Genomic DNA, 23,593 nt, shown 5'->3' with positions numbered 1-23,593 from the left:
ATCCCTGAGGCAAATATGTTCCTTAATTATTTTGCATTAGGAGTGCTTATTTTTGTATTCCTGGTCATTTTTTACGGGATTATTATTCTGCATGATATTCCCTATCTCATTGCAAAGAAACGTAACCATCCTCACGCTGACGCAATACATGTCGCGGGCTGGGTGAGTTTGTTTACCTTACATGTCATGTGGCCCTTTTTATGGATCTGGGCAACGCTTTATCGCCCGGAACGCGGGTGGGGCATGCAAAGCGCGGATTCTTCCCTGATCCAGTTGCAGGCCAGGGTTGCCGATCTGGAAAAGAAACTGGGTGAGGCGAAGACCTCTCCGGCGGAGTAATATCGATGGATTTATTGATCGTTCTGACCTATGTGGCGTGCGCATGGTCAATATTTAAGATTTTTAAAATTCCTGCCAATAAATGGACAGTACCCACTGCAGCATTGGGCGGTATATTCATTGTTTGCGGGCTTATATTACTGATGAATTATAACCATCCGTATACATTTAAGGCGCAAAAGGCAGTAATTTCTATTCCCGTAGTACCGCAAGTCACGGGGGTCGTGACGGAAGTGACGGATAAGAAGAATACGCTGATCAAAAAAGGTGAGGTACTGTTTAAACTTAATCCAGGACGTTACCAGGCACGAGTTGATCGCCTGAAAGCTGATATTGTCACTGCACAACATAAAGAGCAGGTGCTGGTAGCGCAGTTAGACGAAATGCAAGCCAACACGCAGCGGGCAAAGGCTACGCGTGACAAGCTAGCTAAAGATTACCAGCGCTATGCGCAGGGGAGTCAGGCGAAGGTCAATCCTTTTTCTGAACGCGATATCGATGCGGCGCGGCAAAACTATCTGGCGCAGGAAGCAGCGGTGAAATCCTCCGTTGCGGAACAACAGCAAATCCAGAGTCAGTTAGACAGCCTGGTGCAGGGTGAGAATTCGCAAATTGCCAGCCTGAAAGCGCAGTTAGCCGAAGCGGAGTTCAACCTGGACCAGACAGTGGTTCGCGCGCCCAGCGATGGTTACGTTACGCAGGTGCTGATGCGACCGGGAACCTATGCCGCCGCGCTGCCTATGCGTCCGGTGATGGTGTTTATCCCGGATCAAAAACGGCAAATTATCGCCCAGTTCCGGCAAAACTCGTTGCTGCGATTGGAGCCAGGCGATGAAGCTGAAGTGGTGTTTAACGCCCTGCCGGGTAAGGTTTTCAGCGGCAAACTGGCTGCCATCAGCCCGGCCGTACCGGGGGGGACATACCAGTCGAATGGGGCGCTGCAATCCTTAAATTCTACGCCCGGATCGGAAGGGGTGATCGCCACGATTGAGCTGAATGATAATGTGGATGTGAACGCTCTGCCTGATGGGATTTATGCGCAGGTCGCGGTTTATTCTGATCACTTCACCCATGTGTCAGTGATGCGTAAGGTTCTGCTGCGTATGACCAGTTGGGTGCATTATCTGTATCTCGATCACTAGGCGCAGGCTATTTTGCTTACCATTTTGAACCTGGTACCCTAATTTCGCTTACTCAGGCTGCTGTTCCAGCGCCTGAGTAAGTTGCTGGCGGATTTCTGCCAACATCTCATCAAGAATAAACTGTACCCGCCACGGCTGGTATTCACGTTTGCGGAAAATCACCACCAAATCCAGCCACCATTCATGTTGTTCTGAGAAACATGGAACCAGCGACCCGGATTCAACATCTTTTTGCACACTCGCATTTGGCGCAAAAACAATGCCCAGATGGTTACGTGCCAGCGCCAGTGCAGACTGTGTATTGTCGCAGACATAATTTCCGGTTACCCGATAATCGTGCATCTCCTTGCCTCCGGCAGAAGTGAAACGCCAGATATTAGCCTCATCTATCATCATGGAATCAATCAGGATACAGGAATGTTCTTCCAGTTCATCAGGGCTACTAATAGGATGTGCTTTGATATACTCAGGGCTGGCAAAAGCCGTCACCGCATATTTAGTAATGAAACTGGCAACCAGAGATTCATCTTTAGGATGCGCATAGGTAATTAAAATATCACAATCTTCAGGGAAGTCGACACCTTCAAAAAATGCCTTTCGTTCCAGGTTACATGTTTTAAGTGAGAGGCTAATTCCACCGATATCCTGAATTTTTGCGATCACATGTTGCGATAAATAAGCAATTATGCCCGTCGGAGCATATACGGTTACCCGGCCACGTTTTTCGTGCTTATAATCAGCAATGAAATTATTGAGCTGATCGTTTCTGTCCAACATGTCATTGATGTAAGGAAGCAGCGCTGTACCAAACGGTGTGAGGGTGAGCTGTCGAGTGGTGCGATCAAATACCTTTAGTCCAACTTTGGATTCAAAATCAGCAAGATACTTACTAACGTTGGCTTGTGCGATGCCGAGAACCGTAGCGGCATGACTGATGTTTTCACTGGCAGCAATTACCGAAATAATCTTCAGTTCCCGGTGTTTGAGTTGTAATTTGTTCATCGCCAAACCCAATATATATATGTTTGTATATATTACTATATAAATATGAATCTTGCACCGATGAAATTGTAAGCATTATTATGCACGCGTTTTGTATCTTATTTTAAAATGGAATGTGGGCATGTTAATTAAACGCAATATTGTGGCGCTATTCGCCTTTTCATTTATGGCGAGCGCAACTGCCGCAGAATTTTCTATTGGCGGCGGCGCTGTATATAACGAATCTCCTTATCGTGGATATAATGATAACGTTCACGCAGTACCGCTTGTCAGTTATGAAAGTGAATCATTTTATTTTAGGCAAACAACGTTAGGTTATATTCTTTCAAAAAATGAAAGTAATGAATTTAGCATTACTGCCTCATACATGCCGCTTGAGTTTGATCCGGGTGATAACGACGATCAAGCGATGAAGCAACTGAACAAGCGTGACGCAACCGCGATGGCGGGTGCTGCATGGTATCACCATGAGAAATGGGGCAGTGTGAAAGTCTCTGCAGCAGCGGATGTGCTGGACAACAGCAACGGTTGGGTTGGGGAAATGTCTCTGTTTCGCCAAATGCCGATGGGCAAGCTGACGCTGACGCCGGCGATTGGCGTGCTCTACTATGACGAAAACTTCAACGAATATTACTACGGCATCTCTGGCAATGAATCCCGCCGTAGTGGGTTATCAAGTTACTCCCCTGGCGATAGCTGGACACCGTATGTTGGCCTTTCCGCTAAATACGCATTGACCAGCAATCTGACGCTGCTGGCCAGCGCCAACTATAGTGCGCTGCCAGATGATATTAAAAATAGCCCGATGGTTGACCGTGATGACAGCTTTACCTTTATGTCCGGTCTGACCTGGCGTTTCTGATTCTCACCCGTTTGTCCTCAGGGAGGAGGGCAATCTTTTCAATGCGGTAGACTGGATAAGACCCGAAGCATCGTCATCCGGCTCATTTCCAATGAGCTGGGTTTTACCGTTCGCGATTAGGCGGATCGCCATAGTTGTTCAGGCACCTGACAATATTTAACCGTTTCCCCTGTCCGATCAAGGCGTCAGGGGCAACCTCTCTGGCACTCTGTGGTTTTCACGCAGACGGAGGGAGTAATGAACGCGTTTATTATGGCGGATGCGGCAAAATGTATTGGGTGTCGTACCTGCGAAGTTGCTTGCGTCGTCGCGCACCAGCAAAACCAGGACTGCGCGTCGGTCTCTTCCACTGCGTTTACCCCGCGCATCCGCGTGATCAAAGACGACGCCTTTACGACGGCAGTCGCCTGCCATCAATGCGAGGACGCTCCCTGTGCAAATGTCTGCCCGACGCACGCAATTCGTCGTGAACATGGGCATATCTTCGTTGAACAGGCGCGTTGTATAGGTTGTAAAAGTTGTATGCTGGCCTGCCCGTTTGGGGCAATGAATGTCGTCGCCCGCTCGTCACGGGTGCAGGCGATAAAATGCGATTTATGCTGGCACCGTGATGCGGGACCCGCGTGTGTCGAAGCCTGTCCGACCAGCGCGTTGCAGTGTATAGATGCCGTCAGTATTCAGCGCCAGCGTCTGTGTTCACTACCACAGTAATGTGAGTCCCGACCTGTGGTTAGGCCGGGACTTGCATTAGCCTTCCTGCCAGGCGCGTTCGATCTCTTCAGCCAGAATCTTCACTCCAGCTTCGATTTTCTCAGGTTCTGGCACGTAGTTCATCCGCATGCACTGATGCGTATGCGGCCAGGGTTTATCCAGACCAGGGAAGAAGTAATCACCGGGAACCATCAGCACGCCGCGCGCTTTCAGACGCTGATACAACAGTTCGGTGGTGATAGGCAAATCTTTGAACCATAACCACAGGAAAATCGCGCCCTCCGGTTTATGAATAAGGCACCGATCTTCAGATAAATAGCGGCGAATGATCGCAATCGTCTCCTGAACGCGCTGATAATAAAACGGCTTGATCACCGTCTCGGACAGGCGCAGAAGGTCGTTGCGCTTAATCATTTCGCACATGATTGCCGGACCCATTCCGCCAGGCGCGAGGCTGATAATGCCGTTCATGTTGGTGATGGCGGTGATGATTTTTTCATTCGCGATAATGATGCCGCAGCGGGAGCCTGGCAGACCCAGCTTGGAAAGGCTCATGCACAGCACAATGTTGGGGTTCCACAGCGGGCGCGCTTCGCTAAAGATGATGCCGGGGAACGGTACGCCATAGGCGTTATCAATCACCAGCGGGATCCCATGCTGGTTGGCCAGCCGGTCCAGCTTCATCAGCTCTTCATCGGTGATCACGTTGCCTGTCGGGTTTGTCGGACGTGACACGCAGATCATGCCCGTCTCTTCACCGATGTGCAGGTGTTCAAAATCAACGTGATACTTAAACTGACCTTCTGGTAACAGTTCGATGTTTGGACGCGCGGAGACAAAGAGATCCTCTTCCAGCCCGGAATCGGCATAGCCAATGTATTCCGGAGCTAACGGGAACAACACTTTTTGCGTTGTTCCGTCGGCGCGGCGTCCGGCGAACAGATTGAATAAGTAGAAAAATGCGCTCTGACTGCCATTTGTCAGTGCAATATTTTGTGGCTCGATATCCCAACCCTGCTTCTCACGTAGCAGTTTCGCCAGCTCAGTCAGCAGCTCGGTTTTACCTTGTGGACCATCGTAATTGCAAAGCGCATCAGTGACTTTGCCGTTTTCCAGCATATCTGCCAGCAGAGACTGAAAGTAATTTTGCATCTCTGGAATTTGCGCCGGATTGCCGCCACCGAGCATGATGGCGCCTGGGGTGCGTAAACCGTCGTTAAGGTCCTCCATCAGGCGTGTGATGCCTGAATGGCGGGTAAATTTGTCGCCAAAAAGTGAGAATGTCATAGCAGGTGGTCTGTCGAACTGAGTAATAAAGTGGCTAACCATAGCGCTACCCATGGCAGGGTGCAAATCAGGGGTATCAGGCCGGATTGAGATTTTGTGCTACTGATTTTTATTTGGCTGGTTTTTAATGTTGAGTAAGGCTTCCCGCTGCGTGCACAGCGAGAAGCCTGCCGGGATCAGGGCTGACCGGCCCACACCACCATCACCTTATCGTCGCCATGCTCACGAATAAATCCGTATCCCTTCGTCAGCGGCAGCGTGATTTGTTTACCGGCGCCAATGGCGGGATGTCTGGCCCTGAACTGACTGATTCGCTGCCAGTGGGCGACGCTGGCGGCAGATTTCCCGGTCACATCCTGCCAGTTCATCTCTGAGCGCGTACCCTGTAATGGGTCTGAGCCGGTTGGGCCAAAGGGGCGGGCCGACTCGTCGCCATAAAAGAGTTGAACCGCGCCAGGTGCCAGCAGCAATAGCTCGGCGGCGTTGTCTCCACCTTCGCGGAACAGACGTGTATCGTGCGAGGAGAGATAGCTCAGGACGTTGAAGTCCTGCAATTTATCCGCCATCTGCTGCCAGGTGGGGTCCATATTTGCCAGACAATCGACGGCCTTTGCCGCCTGCTCCTGGTAGTCGAAATTGATCATCGCATCGAAGCCGTGACGGTAATAGTCGCTTTGCATCACACCGTGACCCCAGGCCTCGCCAGTCATCCAGAAGGGGTTATCATCCAGCGCTTTTTCCGGATTGGCTTTCTTCCATTCGACCAGCGCCGCGCTGGCCTGTGTTTTTAGCTGCTGCCAGGCGGGAAGCTCGACGTGTTTAGCGGTGTCGACCCGAAAGCCGTCAATTCCATAATCACGCACCCACTGACTGAGCCAGTGCGTCAGATAATCCCGGGGCGCGTAATCGGCGATGGCTTTGGCGTGCGTATCCGGCTTGTGCTGATAAAAGTTTGGCAGCCCGGAAGGCGTGGTGGATTCGGTTTTCAGATCGGGCAGGAAAGCCAGCGACATCGTCAGGTCGTCAAAGCCAGGATTGTCGTAATCGCCAATATCGGTGCGGATCCAGTTTTTTCCCCACCATTTTTCCCAACCAGCTTTATCGCTAAAGTTGATGTAATCATTGAAACTGTGCCAGCTTTGCCCGGCGGATGGCTGCCAGTCCGTCCAGCGTTCCCCGAGCGTTTTTTTCAACTCATCGCCCGATAGGTACAGTGCCCCAAAATGATACTCCTGCATATCCGCCAGCGTGGCGTAGCCGGTATGGTTCATCACCACATCAAACAAGACACGGATGCCGCGCTGGTGTGCGCCATCAACCAGCGCACGCAGGTCCGCTTCGTTTCCCATATTGGCGTCAAGCGTGGTCCAGTCCTGGGTGTAGTAGCCGTGGTAAGCGTAGTGGGGGAAGTCCCCTTTGGCGCCACCGCCGACCCAGCCGTGGATTTGCTCAAACGGCGCGCTGATCCACAGGGCGTTGACACCTAACTGTTGCAGGTAGTCGAGTTTGCTGGCGAGCCCGCGCAAATCGCCACCGTGGAACGTGCCAATTTCCTGCATGCCGTCGTTGCGACGCCCATAGCTATGGTCGTTACTCGGATCGCCATTCACAAAGCGGTCCGTCAGGACGAAATACACCGTGGCGTTATGCCAGTCGAAAGCTGCGGGGGCATCGGTTTCCGCCCGTTCCAGTAGCAACAGCCCGTTACTGGTTGCGGCGGGCTGTAGGGTAATCGACCCGTTTTTTACCGTTGCCGTTTGCTGGCTGTAGAAATCACGCACCACGGCACCTTCCGGGAAGGTCTGGCTCACGTCCAGCGTTAAGGGTGAACCGTCCCATTTCGGGCATTGGCGAATCTGGGTGGTGACGGTGTCCTTAGCACTTTTTACCAACAGCATCAGCGTCGGCGTACCGGAGCGGGTATCGATTTCCAGCGTGTAATCGCCGTCTTTGAATAAACGCCACTGTGGCGGCGCGCCTTCACAAGGTTTTAGCGACAGCATCTGGTTGAGTTTTATCGCATCAGCAGGCTGCCAGCACTGTTGGTCAAAATTCAGGGTTAAAGGACGGGTACCCTTCGTCAACGCTGCATGGCTGACGAATTTACCCGTACCTTCCGCTTCGAAGGTGGGAAGTCCTTGAGACGTCCATGATGAGGCGATGGCAATGCTGGGCATTAGCGCCAGCGCAACGGCGGCAAGTTTCATAGTGCTGTCCTTGATGCTGCGATTTTCGCCAGTTTGCCAGTGAAATCAGGCCGGAAACTCCTCCTTTGAGTTGATTCCGCCAGGAGGAGAAGTGAGGGTGAGCGATCGCGAGCAAAAATGAACTGATTTTGCGATAACCTCCACATTTTCTTCGAATTAATGGCACCCAGAACCGTTAATACGTGACATAGTTTCAGAATTGGACTATTCCTGTGGGTGCTCTTGACGGCTATTTTTGATATGATTTGAGATTCATCTCTCATTTTTGTGAAAAATATAAGGTGTTGGAATGTATAAATCCGACCAGGAGACCTAATGATATTGACTCCCATTCGACGATATGGGGCAATGATTCTTATGTTACTCACCGTTGCATTTTCGGGTGAGGTGCTGGCAAAGACACACACGGCGACAACGAGTCACAAGCCCCAGATAACCAAGGCAAGTAATAAACAGGTTAGCAGTAAACAAGAGTATTCTCGCAATAGTGCAAAGAGTAGTTCACTTCCTGATTTGCGAAAATACCCTTCCGGAACACCAAGGAAAAAAGCGTTTCTCCGGACGGTTATGCCTTATATTACCAGTCAAAATGCTGCCATTACGGCGGACCGTAACTGGTTGATTTCAAAACAGTACCAGAACCGCTGGTCACCGACTGAGCGTACGCGTATGAAAGACATCGCGAAGCGCTACAAGGTGAACTGGTCTGGTAACACGCGTAAAATTCCGTGGAATACGCTGCTTGAGCGTGTAGACATTATCCCGACCAGTATGGTGGCAACCATGGCTGCGGCAGAAAGCGGCTGGGGTACGTCGAAGCTGGCGCGTAGCAACAACAACCTGTTTGGCATGAAATGTGGCAAGGGTCGTTGTAACAATGCTCCGGGTAAGGTGAAAGGCTACTCACAGTTTGAATCAGTGAAAGAGTCGGTGAATGCTTACGTCATTAATTTGAATACGCATCCGGCCTACTCTTCCTTCCGTAAGTCACGTGCGCAGTTGCGTAAAGCCGATCAGGAAGTCACCGCCACCGCGATGATCCATAAGCTGAAGGGTTATTCCACTAAGGGACAGAGTTATAACAACTATCTGTTCGCAATGTATCAGGACAACCAGCGTTTAATCGCCGCGCATATGTAATTTCGAGTGCCGGATGGCGACTTCGCCCTCCGGCTATCATCCTTATAGCAACACTTCACTGTTCACATCGCGATACTCTTTTGGCGTCGTGTCGTACTCTTTCTTGAATACCGAATAGAAATACTGCAGAGATGGGTAGCCGCACATCTGTGAAATTTCGTTGATTGAAAGCGTGGTAGAAATCAACAGGCTGCGTGCCTTTTCCAGCTTTTCGGCATGAATCACGGCGTGAATGGTCTCTCCGACCTCTTCTTTAAAGCGCTTCTCCAGATTCGAACGTGAAATCCCTACTGAGTCCAACACTTGATCAACCTTGATACCTTTGCAGGCATGGTTGCGAATGTAATGCATCGCCTGAATAACGGCAGGATCGGTAAGTGAACGATAATCTGTAGACTGACGCGCAACAACGCGTACAGGAGGAACCAGAATGCGCTGTAAGGGTATCTCTTCGTGAGCCAGCAGGCGGTGGAGTAGTTTGGCTGCCTGATATCCCATCTGTCTGGCCCCCTGAGCGACGGAGGACAAGGCGACTCGTGACAGGTAACGGGTCAGCTCTTCGTTATCGATACCAATGACGCACAGTTTTTCCGGTACCGGAATATGCAGATGTTCACAGGCCTGCAGAACGTGCCGCGCACGTGCGTCGGTGACGGCGATAATCCCGGTTTGTGGAGGTAAGGTTTGCAGCCAGTCCGCCAGCCTATTTTGCGCGTGCTGCCAGTTCTCCGGCGCGGTTTCCAGCCCCTGATAGACGACGCCGCGGTACTTCTCTTTGGCAACCAACTGGCAAAACGCATATTCACGTTCTGCGGCCCAGCGTTTACCGCTTGAAGCCGGAAGACCATAAAATGCAAACCGGTTAATCCCTTTCTCTTTCAGATGCAGGAAGGCGCTTTCTACCAGCGCGTGGTTGTCGGTGGCAATGTAATGTACTGGTGGATAATCTTGCTGCAGATGGTAGGAACCCCCAACGCCAATGATCGGAACATCCACATCGACAAGTAATTGCGCAATATCATCATCGTCATAATCGGCAATAACGCCGTCGCCTAACCACTCTTTAATGTTATCAATGCGAGCACGAAAATCTTCTTCTATGAAGATATCCCACTCCGATTGCGACGCTTGCAGATACTCGCCAACCCCTTCAACCACCTGACGGTCGTAGGCTTTATTGGCATTAAATAACAACGTAATACGATGACGTTTATAAAACATGGTTCTTTTCCTGCTGAATCATGTAGATAAGACAATGCCGGTTGCATTAACCGGCATTGAGATACACCCACTTCTTAAATTCAGGAACGACGTTTGGTTGCTGAGTCCATCCATACCGCCAACAACAATATCGCCCCTTTCACTATGTATTGCCAGAAGGTGGGGACGTCCATCATACTCATTCCATTATCGAGAGAAGCCATAATGAATGCGCCCATGACGGCGCCGGCAACACTCCCGACCCCTCCCGCCAGGCTGGTTCCCCCGATGACACATGCGGCAATGGCATCCAGTTCTGCAATGTTCCCTGCGGAAGGGGAACCTGCGCCAAGCCGGGAGCTAAGAATGAGCCCGGCAATGGCGACCATCAAACCATTAATAGCGAAGACGGCAAGTTTGGTGCGTTCAACGTTGATACCTGAAAGGCGGGCGGCTTCCAGGTTCCCGCCAATGGCGTAAATTCTCCGACCGAATGCAGTGCGCGTGGCCATAAACATCCCACCGAGCAGCAGCAGCGTCAGCAGCAGGACGGGCGTTGGAACACCACGATAATCGTTTAATAGCCAGATTGCCCCTAAGACGACAATGGCTGTGAATGCCTGGCGACCCACAGCCGACGTTGATGCGGGAGTGGCAAGGCCTAACGCCTGGCGACGCATACGGCCTCGCCATTGCCAGCCAACAAACGCCATTAAGCCGAGAGCACCGATGACAAAGCCTGTGCCATCAGACAAGTAGCTCTGACCAATCTGAGACATTGCTGCGCTGGTGGGGGATACGGTGGTGCCGTTGGTGATGCCAATCAGAATACCGCGGAAAGCCAGCATTCCCGCAAGGGTGACGATAAACGACGGAACCTTGCGGTAAGCAACCCACCATCCATTCCATGCCCCGAGGAGCAATCCCAGAGTCAAGGTTACGATCACCGTCAGCGGTAAAGGCCAGCCTAGCCAAACATCACAGATCGCCGCTACGCCGCCCAACAATCCCATCATGGAACCGACAGAGAGATCGATTTCAGCGGAAATGATCACAAACACCATACCCACGGCAAGAATACCGGTAATCGCAGTCTGTCGAAGCAGGTTCGAGACATTACGTGCGCTCAGGTATGCGCCATCAGTGGTCCACGTGAAAAACAGCATAATCACGATAATCGCCGCAATCATGACGAAGACTTGCAAGTTAAGCGATTTTATTGCTGGGAAACCACCTGTGATAGAGGGAGAAAGTTTCGCTTCAGACGGATTGTTTTTCGACATGATGTTCGCTCCTTAATGCGGCTTCCATCACCTGCTCCTGAGTCAGGTTATGATTTACCAGGTTAGCTTTCAGTTTTCCTTCATGCATCACGAGGATGCGATCGCTTAGTCCGAGCACTTCAGGTAATTCAGAGGAGATGACAATCACGGCAATGCCTTCCTGGACGAGCTGGTTGATGAGTTTGTAGATTTCATATTTGGCGCCGATATCAATACCCCTGGTGGGTTCATCAAGAATGAGAATCCGGGGATTTAACAGGAGGCAACGCGCGAGAATCGCTTTTTGCTGATTCCCTCCGCTCAGACGCCCGATCGCAAGGTCGGGGGACGATGTTTTTACTTTGAGCTGTTGAAGCGATTCCAGAATGCATTTTTGTTCAGCGGCATCATCAAGATGGCTCATGCCCCCGGTAAATTTATCGAGTGCAGCCAGCGTGATATTTTTCCCCACAGCCATCACCGGAACAATGCCATCTTTTTTTCTGTCTTCAGGCACCATGGCGATGCCATGAGCAATAGCTTGCTGGCAGTTATGGATATGCACCTGAGTGCCTTCAATAAAAATCTTTCCCTCCCAACGACCAGACCAGACGCCAAACAGACACTGTACGGCTTCGGTACGTCCTGCACCGACGAGTCCGGCAATGCCGAGAATTTCGCCCTGCTTGAGTGAGAAAGAAATGTCGTTGACGCGTTTTATATGGCGATTGACGGGATGCCAGGCTGTCAGATTCTCAACCCGTAAAATCTCTTCTCCCGTGATATGAGGCTCGCTGGGGTAAAGTGCGGTGAGCTCACGACCAACCATCATGGTGATAATATCGTCTTCAGTCATGTTGGTCGCATCGCGTGTGCCGATGTGTTTACCGTCGCGAATAACGCAAATGGTATTCGAGATGGCCTTAACTTCATTCAATTTGTGTGAAATATAAATGCAGGCGATATCATGCTGTTGTAGGTCACGTATAATATTCAGCAGTATTGCAGTTTCCTGCTCGGTGAGGGAGGCCGTTGGTTCATCCAGAATAAGTAAGCGGACCTGCTTATTCAGCGCTTTTGCAATTTCTACCAGCTGTTGTTGCCCTAATCCTAAATCGCCCACGCGCGTATCTGGCGAAATAGACAAACTGACCTGATCGAGTAATTTTTGACAGCGTAACGTCATCATCTCGTAATCAAGAACGCCGTTACGGGTCATTTCGTTACCGAGGAAAATATTTTCCAGTATTGTTAACTCTTTCACCAGGGCTAATTCCTGGTGGATGATCGCAATACCCTTACGTTCGGTATCACGAATATGGCTGGCACGGATGGCTTCGCCAGCAAAAATGATCTCGCCTTCGTAGGTTCCATGCGGGTAAATTCCGCACAGAACTTTCATTAGCGTCGATTTACCCGAACCATTTTCACCGCATAATGAAATGATTTCGCCAGCATTGATCCTAAGGCTAACGTTATCAACCGCCTTCACTACGCCGAATGTCTTGGTAATGTTTTTCATTTCAAGAAGATATGGCATAACTGCTCCACATAAGCCAATAAGAGAACCCTGCGTGGACATTCACGTATATCCGTGGCGAATTTGACACCACGTTTTATTGCCCTCTGATTTGCAGAGGGCACATGGCTTACAGATCGCTTTTCTTGTGGAATCCGTCTTTAATGACGGTCTCGTTAATATTGTCTTTGTTAACATCAATAGGTGTGAGTAGTCGGGAAGGGACGTCTTTCAGGCCATTATTCAGCGAAGTATCTGCTTTAGGCTGTTGATCATTTCCCAGTTCGACGGCGATTTCCGCAGCGGTATTTGCGAGCAATGTAATAGGTTTATAAACCGTCATGGTTTGAGTCCCGGCGACAATGCGCTTGATGCCTGCAAGGTCTGCATCTTGTCCGGAAATAGCGACTTTTCCTGATAATCCTTGCGCACTCAGCGCCTGAATCGCACCGCCAGCTGTAGCGTCATTTGAGGCAACTACTGCGTCAATTTTGTTATTGTTGGCGGTTAGCGCATTTTCCATAATCTTCAACGCATTCTCCGGTAACCAGCCGTCAACCCATTGATCGCCCACCACCTTAATTTTTCCGCTGTCGATATACGGTTTTAATACTTTCATTTGTCCAGCGCGGAACAGCTTCGCGTTGTTATCAACGGGTGAGCCACCCATCAGGAAATAATTCCCTTCGGGAACAATATTGACTAATGATTGAGCCTGTAATTCACCTACTTTTTCATTATCGAAAGAGATATAAAAATCGATGTCAGCATCATTGATCATGCGATCGTAAGCCAGCACCTTGATCCCTTCTTGTTTTGCTTCTTTGATAACATTGCTTAATACCTGGCCGTTGTAAGGGATTATCACAAGGACATCCACGCCCCGGTTTATCATGTTTTCAATCTGCGACATTTGGGTTTCTTCATTACCATTCGCCGATTGTACAAATACTTTCGCACCAAGCGATTCAGCTTTGTTGACGAAAATATCGCGATCTTTCTGCCAGCGTTCCAGGCGGAGATCATCAATCGCCATACCGATTTTTACTTCTTTGGCATGACCTGCGACACTGGTGAGTAAAAGGGATGTGCAAACAGCAAGTAAAATGTTCTTCATCTTCATAATCGTGATGCCTTTTGTAGGGGAGAAATAGCAGTAAAAGTAACAATCACAGCATAAGACGTAGCAGAGTTTTAACAGGTAACGGCGGGAAGGCAATTATAGATTTTTATCTTCCAATTACGTTTTTTGGTTTATTTCTTGATTTATGACCGGGATCGTATTTTAAATGATTCGTTACCTGGGTTGCATTTAAGTTTGATAAGTAACAATTTTTAAATTGGTCAGATTTTATTTTGAGAAGTAGCGCACACTTGTGAATTATCTCAATGGCAGTATGAAATAACATAATTGAGCAATAGGTGGGGAGTGCCCAATATTACGACATTATCCATCAACCGCCGCATTACCTGATTATGGAGTTCATTATGCCAGCCTATTTTGACCAGCTTGAGCGCGTTCGTTATGAAGGCACCAAATCAACTAATCCATTAGCATTTCGCCACTACAACTCTGATGAGTTAGTGTTAGGCAAGCGTATGGAAGATCACCTGCGGTTTGCTGCCTGCTACTGGCACACTTTCTGCTGGAATGGTGCAGATATGTTTGGTGTTGGTGCATTTAATCGCCCGTGGCAGCAGCCCGGTGAAGCGCTGGAATTAGCGAAGCGCAAGGCGGACGTGGCGTTCGAGTTTTTCCACAAACTGAACGTGCCCTACTACTGCTTCCATGACGTGGATGTCTCCCCGGAAGGCGCGTCGCTGAAAGAGTACAAAAACAATTTTGCGCAGATGGTTGATGTACTGGCGGCAAAACAGGAACAGAGCGGCGTGAAGCTGCTGTGGGGAACGGCAAACTGCTTCACCAACCCACGTTACGGCGCGGGCGCGGCCACGAACCCGGATCCGGAAGTGTTCAGCTGGGCCGCCACTCAGGTGGTTACGGCTATGGATGCCACGCATAAATTAGGCGGTGAAAACTACGTTCTGTGGGGCGGTCGTGAAGGCTATGAAACGCTGCTGAATACCGATCTGCGGCAGGAACGTGAGCAAATTGGTCGCTTCATGCAACTGGTCGTGGAACACAAACACAAAACCGGTTTCCAGGGCACTTTGCTTATCGAGCCGAAGCCGCAGGAACCGACCAAGCACCAGTACGATTACGATGCGGCGACCGTATACGGATTCCTCAAGCAGTTCGGTCTGGAAAAAGAGATCAAACTGAATATCGAAGCCAACCACGCCACGTTGGCGGGTCACTCATTCCATCACGAAATCGCCACCGCTATCGCGCTGGGCCTGTTTGGCTCTGTCGATGCCAACCGTGGGGACGCGCAACTGGGCTGGGATACTGACCAGTTCCCGAACAGCGTAGAAGAGAATGCGTTGGTGATGTACGAAATCCTGAAAGCCGGCGGCTTCACCACCGGTGGCCTGAACTTCGATGCCAAGGTTCGTCGTCAGAGTACCGATAAATACGATCTGTTCTATGGTCATATTGGCGCGATGGATACCATGGCGCTGTCGCTGAAAATTGCGGCGCGTATGATTGAAGACGGTGGTCTGGATCAGCGCGTGGCTAAACGTTATGCCGGTTGGAATGGTGAGCTGGGCCAGCAAATTCTGAAAGGGCAGATGACGCTGACGGAAATTGCGCAGTACGCTGAACAACACAACCTGGCGCCAGTGCACCAGAGCGGTCATCAGGAATTGCTGGAAAATCTGGTGAACCATTATTTGTTCGACAAATAACGGGTCTCTGAGCATGTCCGTAAGCCCGGTCAGCTCGCGCGACCGGGCCTTTCTTTAAGGAACGATGCCCTATGTATATCGGGATAGATCTTGGCACATCAGGCGTAAAGGCCATTCTGCTCAACGAGCAGGGCGATGTGGTCGCTTCGCAAACAGAGAAACTCACCGTCTCGCGCCCGCACCCGTTATGGTCAGAACAAGACCCAGAGCAGTGGTGGCTGGCAACGGATCGCGCTGTGAAAGCCCTGGGCGGCAGCATTCACTTCGCGAGGTGAAAGCGTTGGGGATTGCCGGACAGATGCACGGCGCGACGCTGCTGGATGAACAACAGAAGGTATTGCGCCCGGCTATCCTGTGGAACGATGGTCGCTGCGCCGAAGAGTGCGTCATGTTGGAGAGCCTGGTTCCGCAGTCTCGTGCCATCACCGGCAACCTGATGATGCCTGGCTTTACCGCGCCAAAGCTGCTGTGGGTACAGCGCCACGAACCGGAGATTTTTAGCCGGGTTGATAAAGTCCTGCTGCCGAAAGATTACCTGCGCCTGCGTATGACCGGCGATTTCGCCAGCGATATGTCTGATGCGGCTGGTACCCTGTGGCTGGATGTTGCGAAGCGTGACTGGAGTGATGTCATGCTGGAAGCCTGTAAGCTGACTCGTGCGCATATGCCTGCGCTCTATGAAGGCAGTGAGATTACCGGAACATTGTTGCCAGCAGTCGCCAGGGCCTGGGGAATGCAGGAGGTTGCGGTGGTCGCCGGAGGCGGGGATAACGCAGCGGGGGCAGTTGGCGTGGGCATGATGAATGCCGGTCAGGCGATGCTATCGCTGGGTACTTCCGGGGTCTATTTTGCGGTCAGCGACGGCTTTCTCAGCAAACCGGAAAGCGCGGTCCATAGCTTTTGCCATGCCTTGTCTGAACGATGGCACCTGATGTCCGTGATGCTAAGTGCGGCATCCTGCCTGGACTGGGCGGCAAAATTAACCGGACTGGCGAGCGTTCCTGCGTTGATTGCCGCAGCGCAACAGGCGGATGAACACGCTGAGCCGGTCTGGTTTTTACCCTATCTGTCCGGTGAACGTACGCCGCACAACAACCCGCAGGCAAAGGGCGTATTTTTCGGTCTGACGCATCAGCATGGTCCGGCGGAGCTGGCACAGGCGGTGCTGGAAGGCGTTGGTTTTGCATTGGCTGAGGGTATGGACGTGGTACACGCCTGCGGCGTGCAGCCCTCCAGCATTACGCTGATTGGCGGCGGGGCGCGCAGCGAATACTGGCGTCAGATGCTGTCTGACATCAGCGGATTGCAGTTGGATTACCGTACTGGCGGCGATGTTGGTCCTGCTCTCGGTGCGGCGCGTCTGGCGCAGATTGCCATTAATCCGCAGCAGCCATTATCAGATCTTCTACCTCAGCTTACGCTGGAGCAGGCGCATTATCCTGATGCCGAGCGCCATGCCCTTTACCAACAGCGTCGGGAAACCTTCCGCCGAATCTATCAGCAATTACACCCGCTGATGTCCTGACCCTAAATCCCCTCTGGTAAACAGAGGGGATTTATCAAATATATATTTCAATCTAATTAATAATTAGCGCGCATGAATTTATTCTGAAAGTCCGGCGTAGTGACCTTTTCTGTGTTGTCTTTAGCGGGTTATTCATATTGTATCCATGATGGATAAGGAGGTCCCAATGAAGACGACAAGGCTGTTGCCATGGATATTATTCTTCTCTGGTGCATTGATTTACGTTATTGGCTTATGGCGGGCATGCCCGTTATTGAGTAGCAAAGGCTATTTTTTCGCCGTGCTGATGACGGGAATGTTTGTGACGTACGTTTATCAGCGTGCAGATAATCTCAATCAGAACGATGAACACTTCGCCTCTGTATGTCAGATGGTGGCGCTCATCACGGTAGGGGTGCTGTTGGTGGGCGTATTGAATGTCCCATTATCACCCCTCGAAAAGGGGCTGTTCCCGCTGGCATTCATCGTATGTTTACTGGGGCAAGTTTTACTCATGCGTTCAGCAGAATATTTATCTAAAGGACCGGAACTCTAAATGGAAAACAGGATATCAACTTATTCACCGGCATTTAGTATTGTGTCATGGGTCGCGCTTCTCGGCGGCATTGTGGTTTATCTGCTGGGGTTGTGGAATGCCGATATGCAGTTGAACGAAAAGGGGTATTACTTTGCTGTTTTGGTGCTTGGTTTGTTTTCTGCTGCGTCGTATCAAAAGACGGTACGGGATAAATATGAGGGGATCCCGACTACGCCGATTTACTACATAACCTGTCTTGCCGCGTTTATTATTGCGGTTGCATTGTTGGTTATCGGTTTGTGGAATGCCACGCTGCTGCTAAACGAGAAAGGGTTTTACGGCCTGGCCTTCTTTTTGAGCCTGTTTGGTACCGTTGCGGTGCAGAAAAATATCCGTGATAGTGGCTTTGAGCATCCAAAAGAAACGCTGGCAGTCGCAGACGATTTTACGGAGTGATCGTATGCCCTCGATGGTTACCGATCGAGGGCTTTTATTGTTAGCTCACCAGTCTGCGCGTATCGATGCGCTGTAACAATACAGACAACAGTAAACTTCCCGCCAGCGTGGCGCTAAAAATCCACAGCATATCCAGCGGCGGCCAGTTTTTGAGTTCTACACCGTTGGTGCGTAGCGCGTGAATGATCAGCGCATGAAAGCCATAAATGCCCAGGGAGTGGCGGGAAATAAGGCCCAGTACCGGCAGAGTGCGCGTACTGAGCGTATTTTTGACCAGCGTCAGGAGGGAGGTAGCACAAATAAACACCGCCGGGCCGCAATAGAGATACCAGGTATCGGCAAAATTGCCTCGCCAACGCAGTTCATGCAACGTGCCTCGAGAAATAATAAACACTGCGGTGATAAACAACGCCGCACAGAGCCAGGTAAGCGCGCGCTTGTGCGTATCCATCATACCAATCGCTCGGCCTAGCATACCGTACACGATGTAGTAGAACGTGTCGCCACTGATGTACAGGTTGATGGGAAGCCACTCAAAACCGCCAATTTTTTGTGAGACGGTATTGGGATTGGCAATCACCCCAATCACTACCATAAGCGCCAGCAGCATCTTGCCGCTGATATTTTTTACCTGTATCAGCGGGGAAACCAGGTAGATTACGGCGATCGCGAAGAAAAACCACAGGTGATAGAACACCGGCTTTTGCAGCAGGTTTTTCAGCGACAGCTCAGCGTTGATCGAGGTAAACAGCAGAATGTAGGCCAGCGCCACGCTGCTGTAAAACAGGATGCAGAGCGCAATGCGCATGAAATGGCGCGGTTTGGCGCTGCGCTCGCCAAAAAACAGATAGCCCGAAATCATAAAGAACAACGGGACGCTGACGCGAGAGGCTGAATTGAGCACATTGGCCAGATCCCAATTCAACGGGCTGACGCTTTGCGCATTGGTGATGTACCAGGTCGTGGTGTGGATCATCACAACCATGAGACAGGCTATCCCGCGCAGGTTATCAATCCAGAATATTTTGGGCTGCATCAGTTCCTCTGTATCCATTAAAAAAAGTCTGACCGAAAATTTGCGAGCGTAGCTCACTGGAAAAATCCGAGTTCTTACGCTAAAGCTTGAGATGGTCTGATGAGATTCTCAAAATAGCATCCGTTTCCAGACACTTAATAATAAGACTGACCAGCAAACCAGGCGGTAATAAAATGATGATGAAGTATTTCTTTTCCGCGATCGTTACCCTTTTACTGGTTGCGTGCGCCGACACCCAGCCGCCTGCACCCGCGCAGAAGGCGCAAAAGATCAAAGTCAGTGCAACACGTTCGCTGGATATGGAGTCACTGTGTAAAAATGAGGCGGCACAAATCTACAACACTGGTGTGCAGAAAATTGATATCTCCGGTCTGGAACAATTTCAGGGCAGCTATGAGATGCGTGGTTCTACCTTCCGTAAAGAGAGTTTTGTCTGCTCTTTTGATGCAGACGGGCAGTTTTTACACCTTTCCATGCGCTAAGTTCCCCCTTTTTCCCGTTTCGTACTGTATATCTTGCAGCCAGCGGGTATACTGACCGCTTCCTTTAAATCCACACGTATCCAGCACGAAATAATATGCAAAAGTTTGATACCAGGACCTTCCAGGGCTTGATCCTGACCTTACAGGATTACTGGGCTCGCCAGGGCTGCACCATCGTTCAACCATTGGACATGGAAGTTGGCGCGGGGACATCTCACCCAATGACCTGCCTGCGGGCGCTGGGACCGGAACCGATGGCGACTGCTTATGTGCAGCCTTCTCGTCGTCCGACCGACGGCCGCTATGGCGAAAACCCGAACCGCTTACAGCACTACTATCAGTTCCAGGTAGTGATTAAGCCGTCTCCGGACAACATTCAGGAGCTGTACCTGGGTTCTCTGAAAGAGCTGGGTATGGACCCGACCATTCACGATATCCGTTTCGTGGAAGATAACTGGGAAAACCCAACGCTGGGTGCCTGGGGTCTGGGTTGGGAAGTGTGGCTGAACGGCATGGAAGTCACGCAGTTCACCTACTTCCAACAGGTTGGTGGTCTGGAATGTAAACCAGTGACCGGGGAAATTACCTACGGTCTGGAACGTCTGGCCATGTACATTCAGGGCGTAGACAGCGTTTACGACCTGGTCTGGAGCGACGGCCCGCTGGGTAAAACCACTTACGGCGACGTGTTCCATCAGAACGAAGTGGAGCAATCCACCTACAACTTCGAATACGCCGACGTGGACTTCCTGTTCACCTGCTTCGAGCAGTACGAGAAAGAAGCGCAGCAGCTGCTGGCGCTGGAAAATCCGCTGCCGCTGCCTGCGTATGAACGTATTCTGAAAGCCGCCCATAGCTTCAACCTGCTGGATGCGCGTAAAGCCATCTCTGTCACCGAGCGTCAGCGCTATATCCTGCGTATTCGCACCCTGACCAAAGCAGTGGCAGAAGCTTACTACGCTTCCCGTGAAGCCCTTGGCTTCCCGATGTGCAACAAAGACAAATAAGAGGCGGCCATGTCTGAGAAAACTTTTCTGGTGGAAATCGGCACTGAAGAGCTGCCACCAAAAGCACTGCGCAGCCTGGCTGAGTCCTTTGCTGCGAACTTTACCGCGGAGCTGGATAATGCTGGCATCGCGCACGGCAACGTGGAGTGGTTCGCCGCGCCGCGTCGTCTGGCGTTGAAAGTCGCTGCCCTGGCTGAAGCACAACCCGACCGTGAAGTAGAAAAACGCGGCCCGGCTATCGCCCAGGCGTTTGACGCCGAAGGTAAACCGAGCAAAGCGGCCGAAGGTTGGGCGCGTGGCTGTGGCATCACGGTTGATCAGGCTGAGCGTCTGACCACCGACAAAGGCGAGTGGCTGCTGTATCGCGCGCATGTGAAAGGCGAAAGCGCTGAAGCGTTGCTGCCGAACATGATCGCCACCTCACTGGCGAAGCTGCCGATCCCGAAACTGATGCGCTGGGGCGCGTCTGACGTTCACTTCGTGCGTCCGGTTCACACCGTGACGCTGCTGCTGGGCGATAAAGTTATTCCGGCAACTATTCTGGGTATTCAGTCCGATCGCGTGATCCGCGGACATCGCTTTATGGGTGAGCCGGAGTTCACCATCGATAATGCCGATCAGTACCCAGAAATTCTGCGTGAGCGCGGCAAAGTGATTGCGGATTACGCTGAGCGTAAAGCCAAAATCAAAGCCGATGCCGAAGACGCGGCGCGTAAAATTGGCGGCAACGCCGATCTGAGTGAAAGCCTGCTGGAAGAAGTCACCTCGCTGGTGGAATGGCCGGTCGTGCTGACCGCGAAGTTCGAAGAGAAATTCCTCGCTGTTCCGTCCGAAGCGCTGGTACACACCATGAAAGGTGACCAGAAGTACTTCCCGGTATACGCGAACGACGGCAAACTGCTGCCGAATTTTATCTTCGTTGCCAACATCGAATCCAAAGACCCGCAGCAAATCATCTCCGGTAACGAGAAGGTGGTTCGTCCGCGTCTGGCGGATGCCGAATTCTTCTTCAATACTGACCGTAAAAAACGTCTGGAAGACCATCTGCCGCGTCTGCAAACCGTGCTGTTCCAACAGCAACTGGGTACGCTGCGCGACAAGACTGACCGTATCCAGGCGCTGGCGGGCTGGATTGCTGGTCAGATTGGCGCTGACGTTAACCACGCAACGCGTGCTGGCCTGCTGTCCAAGTGTGACCTGATGACCAACATGGTCTTCGAGTTCACCGATACCCAGGGCGTGATGGGCATGCACTACGCGCGTCACGATGGTGAAGCGGAAGATGTCGCTGTGGCGCTGAACGAGCAGTATCAGCCGCGTTTTGCCGGTGATGACCTGCCATCTAACCCGGTTGCCTGTGCCGTGGCGATTGCCGATAAGATGGACACACTGGCGGGTATCTTCGGTATCGGTCAGCATCCGAAAGGCGACAAAGACCCGTTTGCGCTGCGTCGGGCCGCGCTGGGCGTACTGCGTATCATCGTTGAGAAGAACCTGAATCTGGATCTACAAACGTTGACCGAAGAAGCGGTTCGTCTGTATGGCGACAAGCTGACTAACGCCAACGTGGTGGATGATGTGATCGACTTTATGCTCGGTCGCTTCCGCGCCTGGTATCAGGATGAAGGTTACAACGTCGATACCATTCAGGCAGTACTGGCGCGTCGTCCGACTCGTCCGGCTGATTTCGACGCACGTATGAAGGCGGTTTCGCACTTCCGTACGCTGGAAGCCGCGTCCGCGCTGGCTGCAGCGAACAAGCGTGTATCGAACATCCTGGCGAAGTCTGAAGAGACGCTGAATGACCGTGTAAATTCGGCAACGCTGAAAGAGCCGGAAGAAATTGCGCTGGCGCTGCAGGTTGTGGTGCTGCGCGATAAGCTGGAGCCTGTCTTTGCAGCTGGTCGTTACCAGGAAGCGCTGGTTGAGTTGGCGGAACTGCGTGAACCGGTTGATGCGTTCTTCGAGAAAGTGATGGTCAACGTGGAAGATAAAGATCTGCGTATTAACCGTCTGTCTATGCTCGCAAAACTGCGCGAACTGTTCCTGCGCGTAGCGGATATTTCTCTGCTGCAGTAACGCTCCTGAGCTGACTTAGAAAAGCCGGATAAGCATTGTGCCATCCGGCTTTTTTGTATGTAGTTAGCGCAGCTGTAATTTTGTCAGACAGGTCTGGCTGTCTTCCATCGTCTTGATGGGATACTCCGCCGTTTTACCGTTGTAACTTACCGCGATTGTGCCTGCCATATTGCGCGGTAGCCATACCCCGACGAAGCCATTTCGACCACTCTTCATCACTTTTTGTACCACCACCTCACCCTTGTTATCCGTCACTTTGACATTGAATGCCTTCTCCGGCATTTCGCCCTGGCAGCCAGAAAGGCTGTGGTTGAAGCAAGGATGTGTTTGCCATTCATAGGGGGCAAATGACAGATAGAACTTGTCACCGAGCGGTAGGGTATAAATCTGATCGCCCGAAGAGAGCTTCAGTTCGGTACTGGTGATAGATGCTGAGTACGGCAGCGGGCGGTTCTGTGGCGACTGGTCAATGGTCTCGACGATTTGCTCGACGGATTTACCGCTGAGCCCGTGTTCCGCCAGAAAAGCAGCTTCCGGAGTTGCTGCGAACGCGCTACCGGTTGTGAGCAAACCTAAAACCAGCAGCAGTGAGGATTTCGACATAACTTCAATTCCTTGTGAATATTGTGGAATACAGACTGGCTCACTATAAAGCTTGCCCTTAGGGAAAGGTCAAAGGGAGGACGGGTAAAGTAATGCAAAGAAGCGTTTGGGCGGGGAGTCTTGCGAAGTACAGATAAAAAAAATCCCCGCCGTTTGGCAGGGATTCAGAATTTTGAGCTTTTTAAGCTTACAGGCTGGTTACGTTGCCAGCTGCCGGGCCTTTAGCGCCGCTTTCGATGGTGAAGGAAACTTTCTGACCTTCGTCCAGAGATTTGTAGCCATCGTTCTGGATAGCAGAGAAGTGTACGAACACGTCTTTAGAGCCATCGTCAGGAGTGATGAAGCCGAAACCTTTGTCAGCGTTGAACCATTTTACGATACCAGTCATTTTACCGGACATAGTGTA

Annotated in this window: 21 protein-coding genes and 1 pseudogene; 12 read left to right on the top strand and 10 right to left on the bottom strand. The window is 51.2% G+C overall.

Annotated features, from left to right (window positions below; all coding sequences use genetic code 11):
• The first annotated feature begins 15 nt into the window (after window positions 1–15).
• Window positions 16–339: a DUF3302 domain-containing protein gene (locus B9P82_RS12975; RefSeq protein ID WP_016154947.1), complete on the top strand. Its 324-nt coding sequence runs from the start codon at window positions 16–18 to the stop codon at window positions 337–339.
• 5 nt (window positions 340–344) lie between these two features.
• Window positions 345–1,481: an HlyD family secretion protein gene (locus B9P82_RS12970; RefSeq protein WP_016154946.1), complete on the top strand. Its 1,137-nt coding sequence runs from the start codon at window positions 345–347 to the stop codon at window positions 1,479–1,481.
• Window positions 1,482–1,529: 48 nt separating this feature from the next.
• Here the strand turns inward: B9P82_RS12970 and B9P82_RS12965 are convergent, their stop codons facing one another.
• A complete protein-coding gene (locus B9P82_RS12965) occupies window positions 1,530–2,483 on the bottom strand; it encodes a LysR family transcriptional regulator (RefSeq protein WP_016157735.1) in 954 nt (317 codons plus the stop codon).
• 121 nt (window positions 2,484–2,604) lie between these two features.
• Between B9P82_RS12965 and B9P82_RS12960 the strand changes: the two genes are divergently transcribed.
• Window positions 2,605–3,345, top strand: coding sequence for a MipA/OmpV family protein (locus B9P82_RS12960; RefSeq protein WP_016154944.1), 741 nt, complete (start codon window positions 2,605–2,607; stop codon window positions 3,343–3,345).
• Window positions 3,346–3,582: 237 nt separating this feature from the next.
• Window positions 3,583–4,056 (top strand): 4Fe-4S dicluster domain-containing protein, encoded by a 474-nt coding sequence (locus B9P82_RS12955; RefSeq protein ID WP_101700430.1) that lies wholly within the window; start codon window positions 3,583–3,585, stop codon window positions 4,054–4,056.
• A gap of 36 nt (window positions 4,057–4,092) precedes the next feature.
• On the opposite strand, the gene avtA is transcribed toward B9P82_RS12955, so the two are convergent.
• Window positions 4,093–5,343 carry a valine--pyruvate transaminase gene (avtA, locus tag B9P82_RS12950; RefSeq protein WP_049271770.1) on the bottom strand — a complete coding sequence of 417 codons (1,251 nt, stop codon included), beginning with the start codon at window positions 5,341–5,343 and terminating at the stop codon, window positions 4,093–4,095.
• 176 nt (window positions 5,344–5,519) lie between these two features.
• Window positions 5,520–7,550: an alpha-amylase gene (gene malS / locus B9P82_RS12945; RefSeq protein WP_101700429.1), complete on the bottom strand. Its 2,031-nt coding sequence runs from the start codon at window positions 7,548–7,550 to the stop codon at window positions 5,520–5,522.
• A gap of 315 nt (window positions 7,551–7,865) precedes the next feature.
• Between malS and B9P82_RS12935 the strand changes: the two genes are divergently transcribed.
• Window positions 7,866–8,690 carry a protein bax gene (locus B9P82_RS12935; RefSeq protein WP_016154930.1) on the top strand — a complete coding sequence of 275 codons (825 nt, stop codon included), beginning with the start codon at window positions 7,866–7,868 and terminating at the stop codon, window positions 8,688–8,690.
• A 42-nt stretch (window positions 8,691–8,732) separates the two neighbouring features.
• Here B9P82_RS12935 and xylR read toward each other — a convergent pair whose 3' ends face one another.
• The 4 genes from xylR to xylF form a co-directional block, all read right to left on the bottom strand.
• The gene (gene xylR, locus B9P82_RS12930) at window positions 8,733–9,911 is read right to left on the bottom strand and encodes a D-xylose utilization transcriptional activator XylR (protein ID WP_016154929.1); all 1,179 of its coding nucleotides are present in this window, start codon (window positions 9,909–9,911) and stop codon (window positions 8,733–8,735) included.
• 80 nt (window positions 9,912–9,991) lie between these two features.
• Entirely contained in the window at window positions 9,992–11,173 is a 1,182-nt protein-coding gene (xylH, locus tag B9P82_RS12925; protein ID WP_016154928.1) for a xylose ABC transporter permease XylH, read from the bottom strand.
• Window positions 11,151–12,692, bottom strand: coding sequence for a xylose ABC transporter ATP-binding protein (locus tag B9P82_RS12920; protein ID WP_016154927.1), 1,542 nt, complete (start codon window positions 12,690–12,692; stop codon window positions 11,151–11,153). Before B9P82_RS12920 ends, xylH begins: the two co-directional genes overlap by 23 nt.
• Window positions 12,693–12,801: 109 nt before the next feature.
• A complete protein-coding gene (gene xylF / locus B9P82_RS12915) occupies window positions 12,802–13,794 on the bottom strand; it encodes a D-xylose ABC transporter substrate-binding protein (RefSeq protein ID WP_016154926.1) in 993 nt (330 codons plus the stop codon).
• Between the two features lie 365 nt (window positions 13,795–14,159).
• On the opposite strand from xylF, the gene xylA reads away from it, so the two are divergent.
• From xylA to yiaA, 4 genes and pseudogenes are all read left to right on the top strand, one after another.
• Complete coding sequence (xylA, locus tag B9P82_RS12910) at window positions 14,160–15,482, top strand: xylose isomerase (RefSeq protein ID WP_016154925.1); 1,323 nt, start codon at window positions 14,160–14,162, stop codon at window positions 15,480–15,482.
• Between the two features lie 71 nt (window positions 15,483–15,553).
• Window positions 15,554–17,007: pseudogene (xylB, locus tag B9P82_RS12905) on the top strand (xylulokinase).
• Between the two features lie 166 nt (window positions 17,008–17,173).
• Window positions 17,174–17,542 (top strand): inner membrane protein YiaB, encoded by a 369-nt coding sequence (gene yiaB / locus B9P82_RS12900; protein ID WP_046275784.1) that lies wholly within the window; start codon window positions 17,174–17,176, stop codon window positions 17,540–17,542.
• The gene (yiaA, locus tag B9P82_RS12895; protein WP_080859290.1) at window positions 17,543–17,980 is read left to right on the top strand and encodes an inner membrane protein YiaA; all 438 of its coding nucleotides are present in this window, start codon (window positions 17,543–17,545) and stop codon (window positions 17,978–17,980) included.
• Window positions 17,981–18,020: 40 nt separating this feature from the next.
• On the opposite strand, the gene B9P82_RS12890 is transcribed toward yiaA, so the two are convergent.
• Window positions 18,021–19,016 (bottom strand): acyltransferase, encoded by a 996-nt coding sequence (locus B9P82_RS12890; RefSeq protein WP_101700470.1) that lies wholly within the window; start codon window positions 19,014–19,016, stop codon window positions 18,021–18,023.
• A gap of 173 nt (window positions 19,017–19,189) precedes the next feature.
• Between B9P82_RS12890 and B9P82_RS12885 the strand changes: the two genes are divergently transcribed.
• The 3 genes from B9P82_RS12885 (at window position 19,190) to glyS (ending at window position 22,584) form a co-directional block, all read left to right on the top strand.
• Complete coding sequence (locus tag B9P82_RS12885) at window positions 19,190–19,498, top strand: YsaB family lipoprotein (RefSeq protein ID WP_016154920.1); 309 nt, start codon at window positions 19,190–19,192, stop codon at window positions 19,496–19,498.
• A 95-nt stretch (window positions 19,499–19,593) separates the two neighbouring features.
• On the top strand, window positions 19,594–20,505 hold the full coding sequence (gene glyQ / locus B9P82_RS12880; protein WP_001168551.1) for a glycine--tRNA ligase subunit alpha: 912 nt from the start codon (window positions 19,594–19,596) through the stop codon (window positions 20,503–20,505).
• A gap of 9 nt (window positions 20,506–20,514) precedes the next feature.
• Entirely contained in the window at window positions 20,515–22,584 is a 2,070-nt protein-coding gene (glyS, locus tag B9P82_RS12875) for a glycine--tRNA ligase subunit beta (protein ID WP_101700428.1), read from the top strand.
• Window positions 22,585–22,647: 63 nt separating this feature from the next.
• Here glyS and cueP read toward each other — a convergent pair whose 3' ends face one another.
• Both cueP and cspA read right to left on the bottom strand, forming a co-directional pair.
• Window positions 22,648–23,187 carry a copper-binding periplasmic metallochaperone CueP gene (gene cueP / locus B9P82_RS12870; protein ID WP_046275781.1) on the bottom strand — a complete coding sequence of 180 codons (540 nt, stop codon included), beginning with the start codon at window positions 23,185–23,187 and terminating at the stop codon, window positions 22,648–22,650.
• A 187-nt stretch (window positions 23,188–23,374) separates the two neighbouring features.
• Window positions 23,375–23,587 (bottom strand): transcription antiterminator/RNA stability regulator CspE, encoded by a 213-nt coding sequence (gene cspA, locus B9P82_RS12865; RefSeq protein ID WP_000014594.1) that lies wholly within the window; start codon window positions 23,585–23,587, stop codon window positions 23,375–23,377.
• Between the last annotated feature and the right edge of the window lie 6 nt (window positions 23,588–23,593).

Source organism: Citrobacter sp. L55 (assembly GCF_002850715.1).
Taxonomy (GTDB): Bacteria; Pseudomonadota; Gammaproteobacteria; order Enterobacterales; family Enterobacteriaceae; genus Citrobacter; species Citrobacter braakii.
This window is presented reverse-complemented; position numbering and strand designations above follow the sequence as displayed.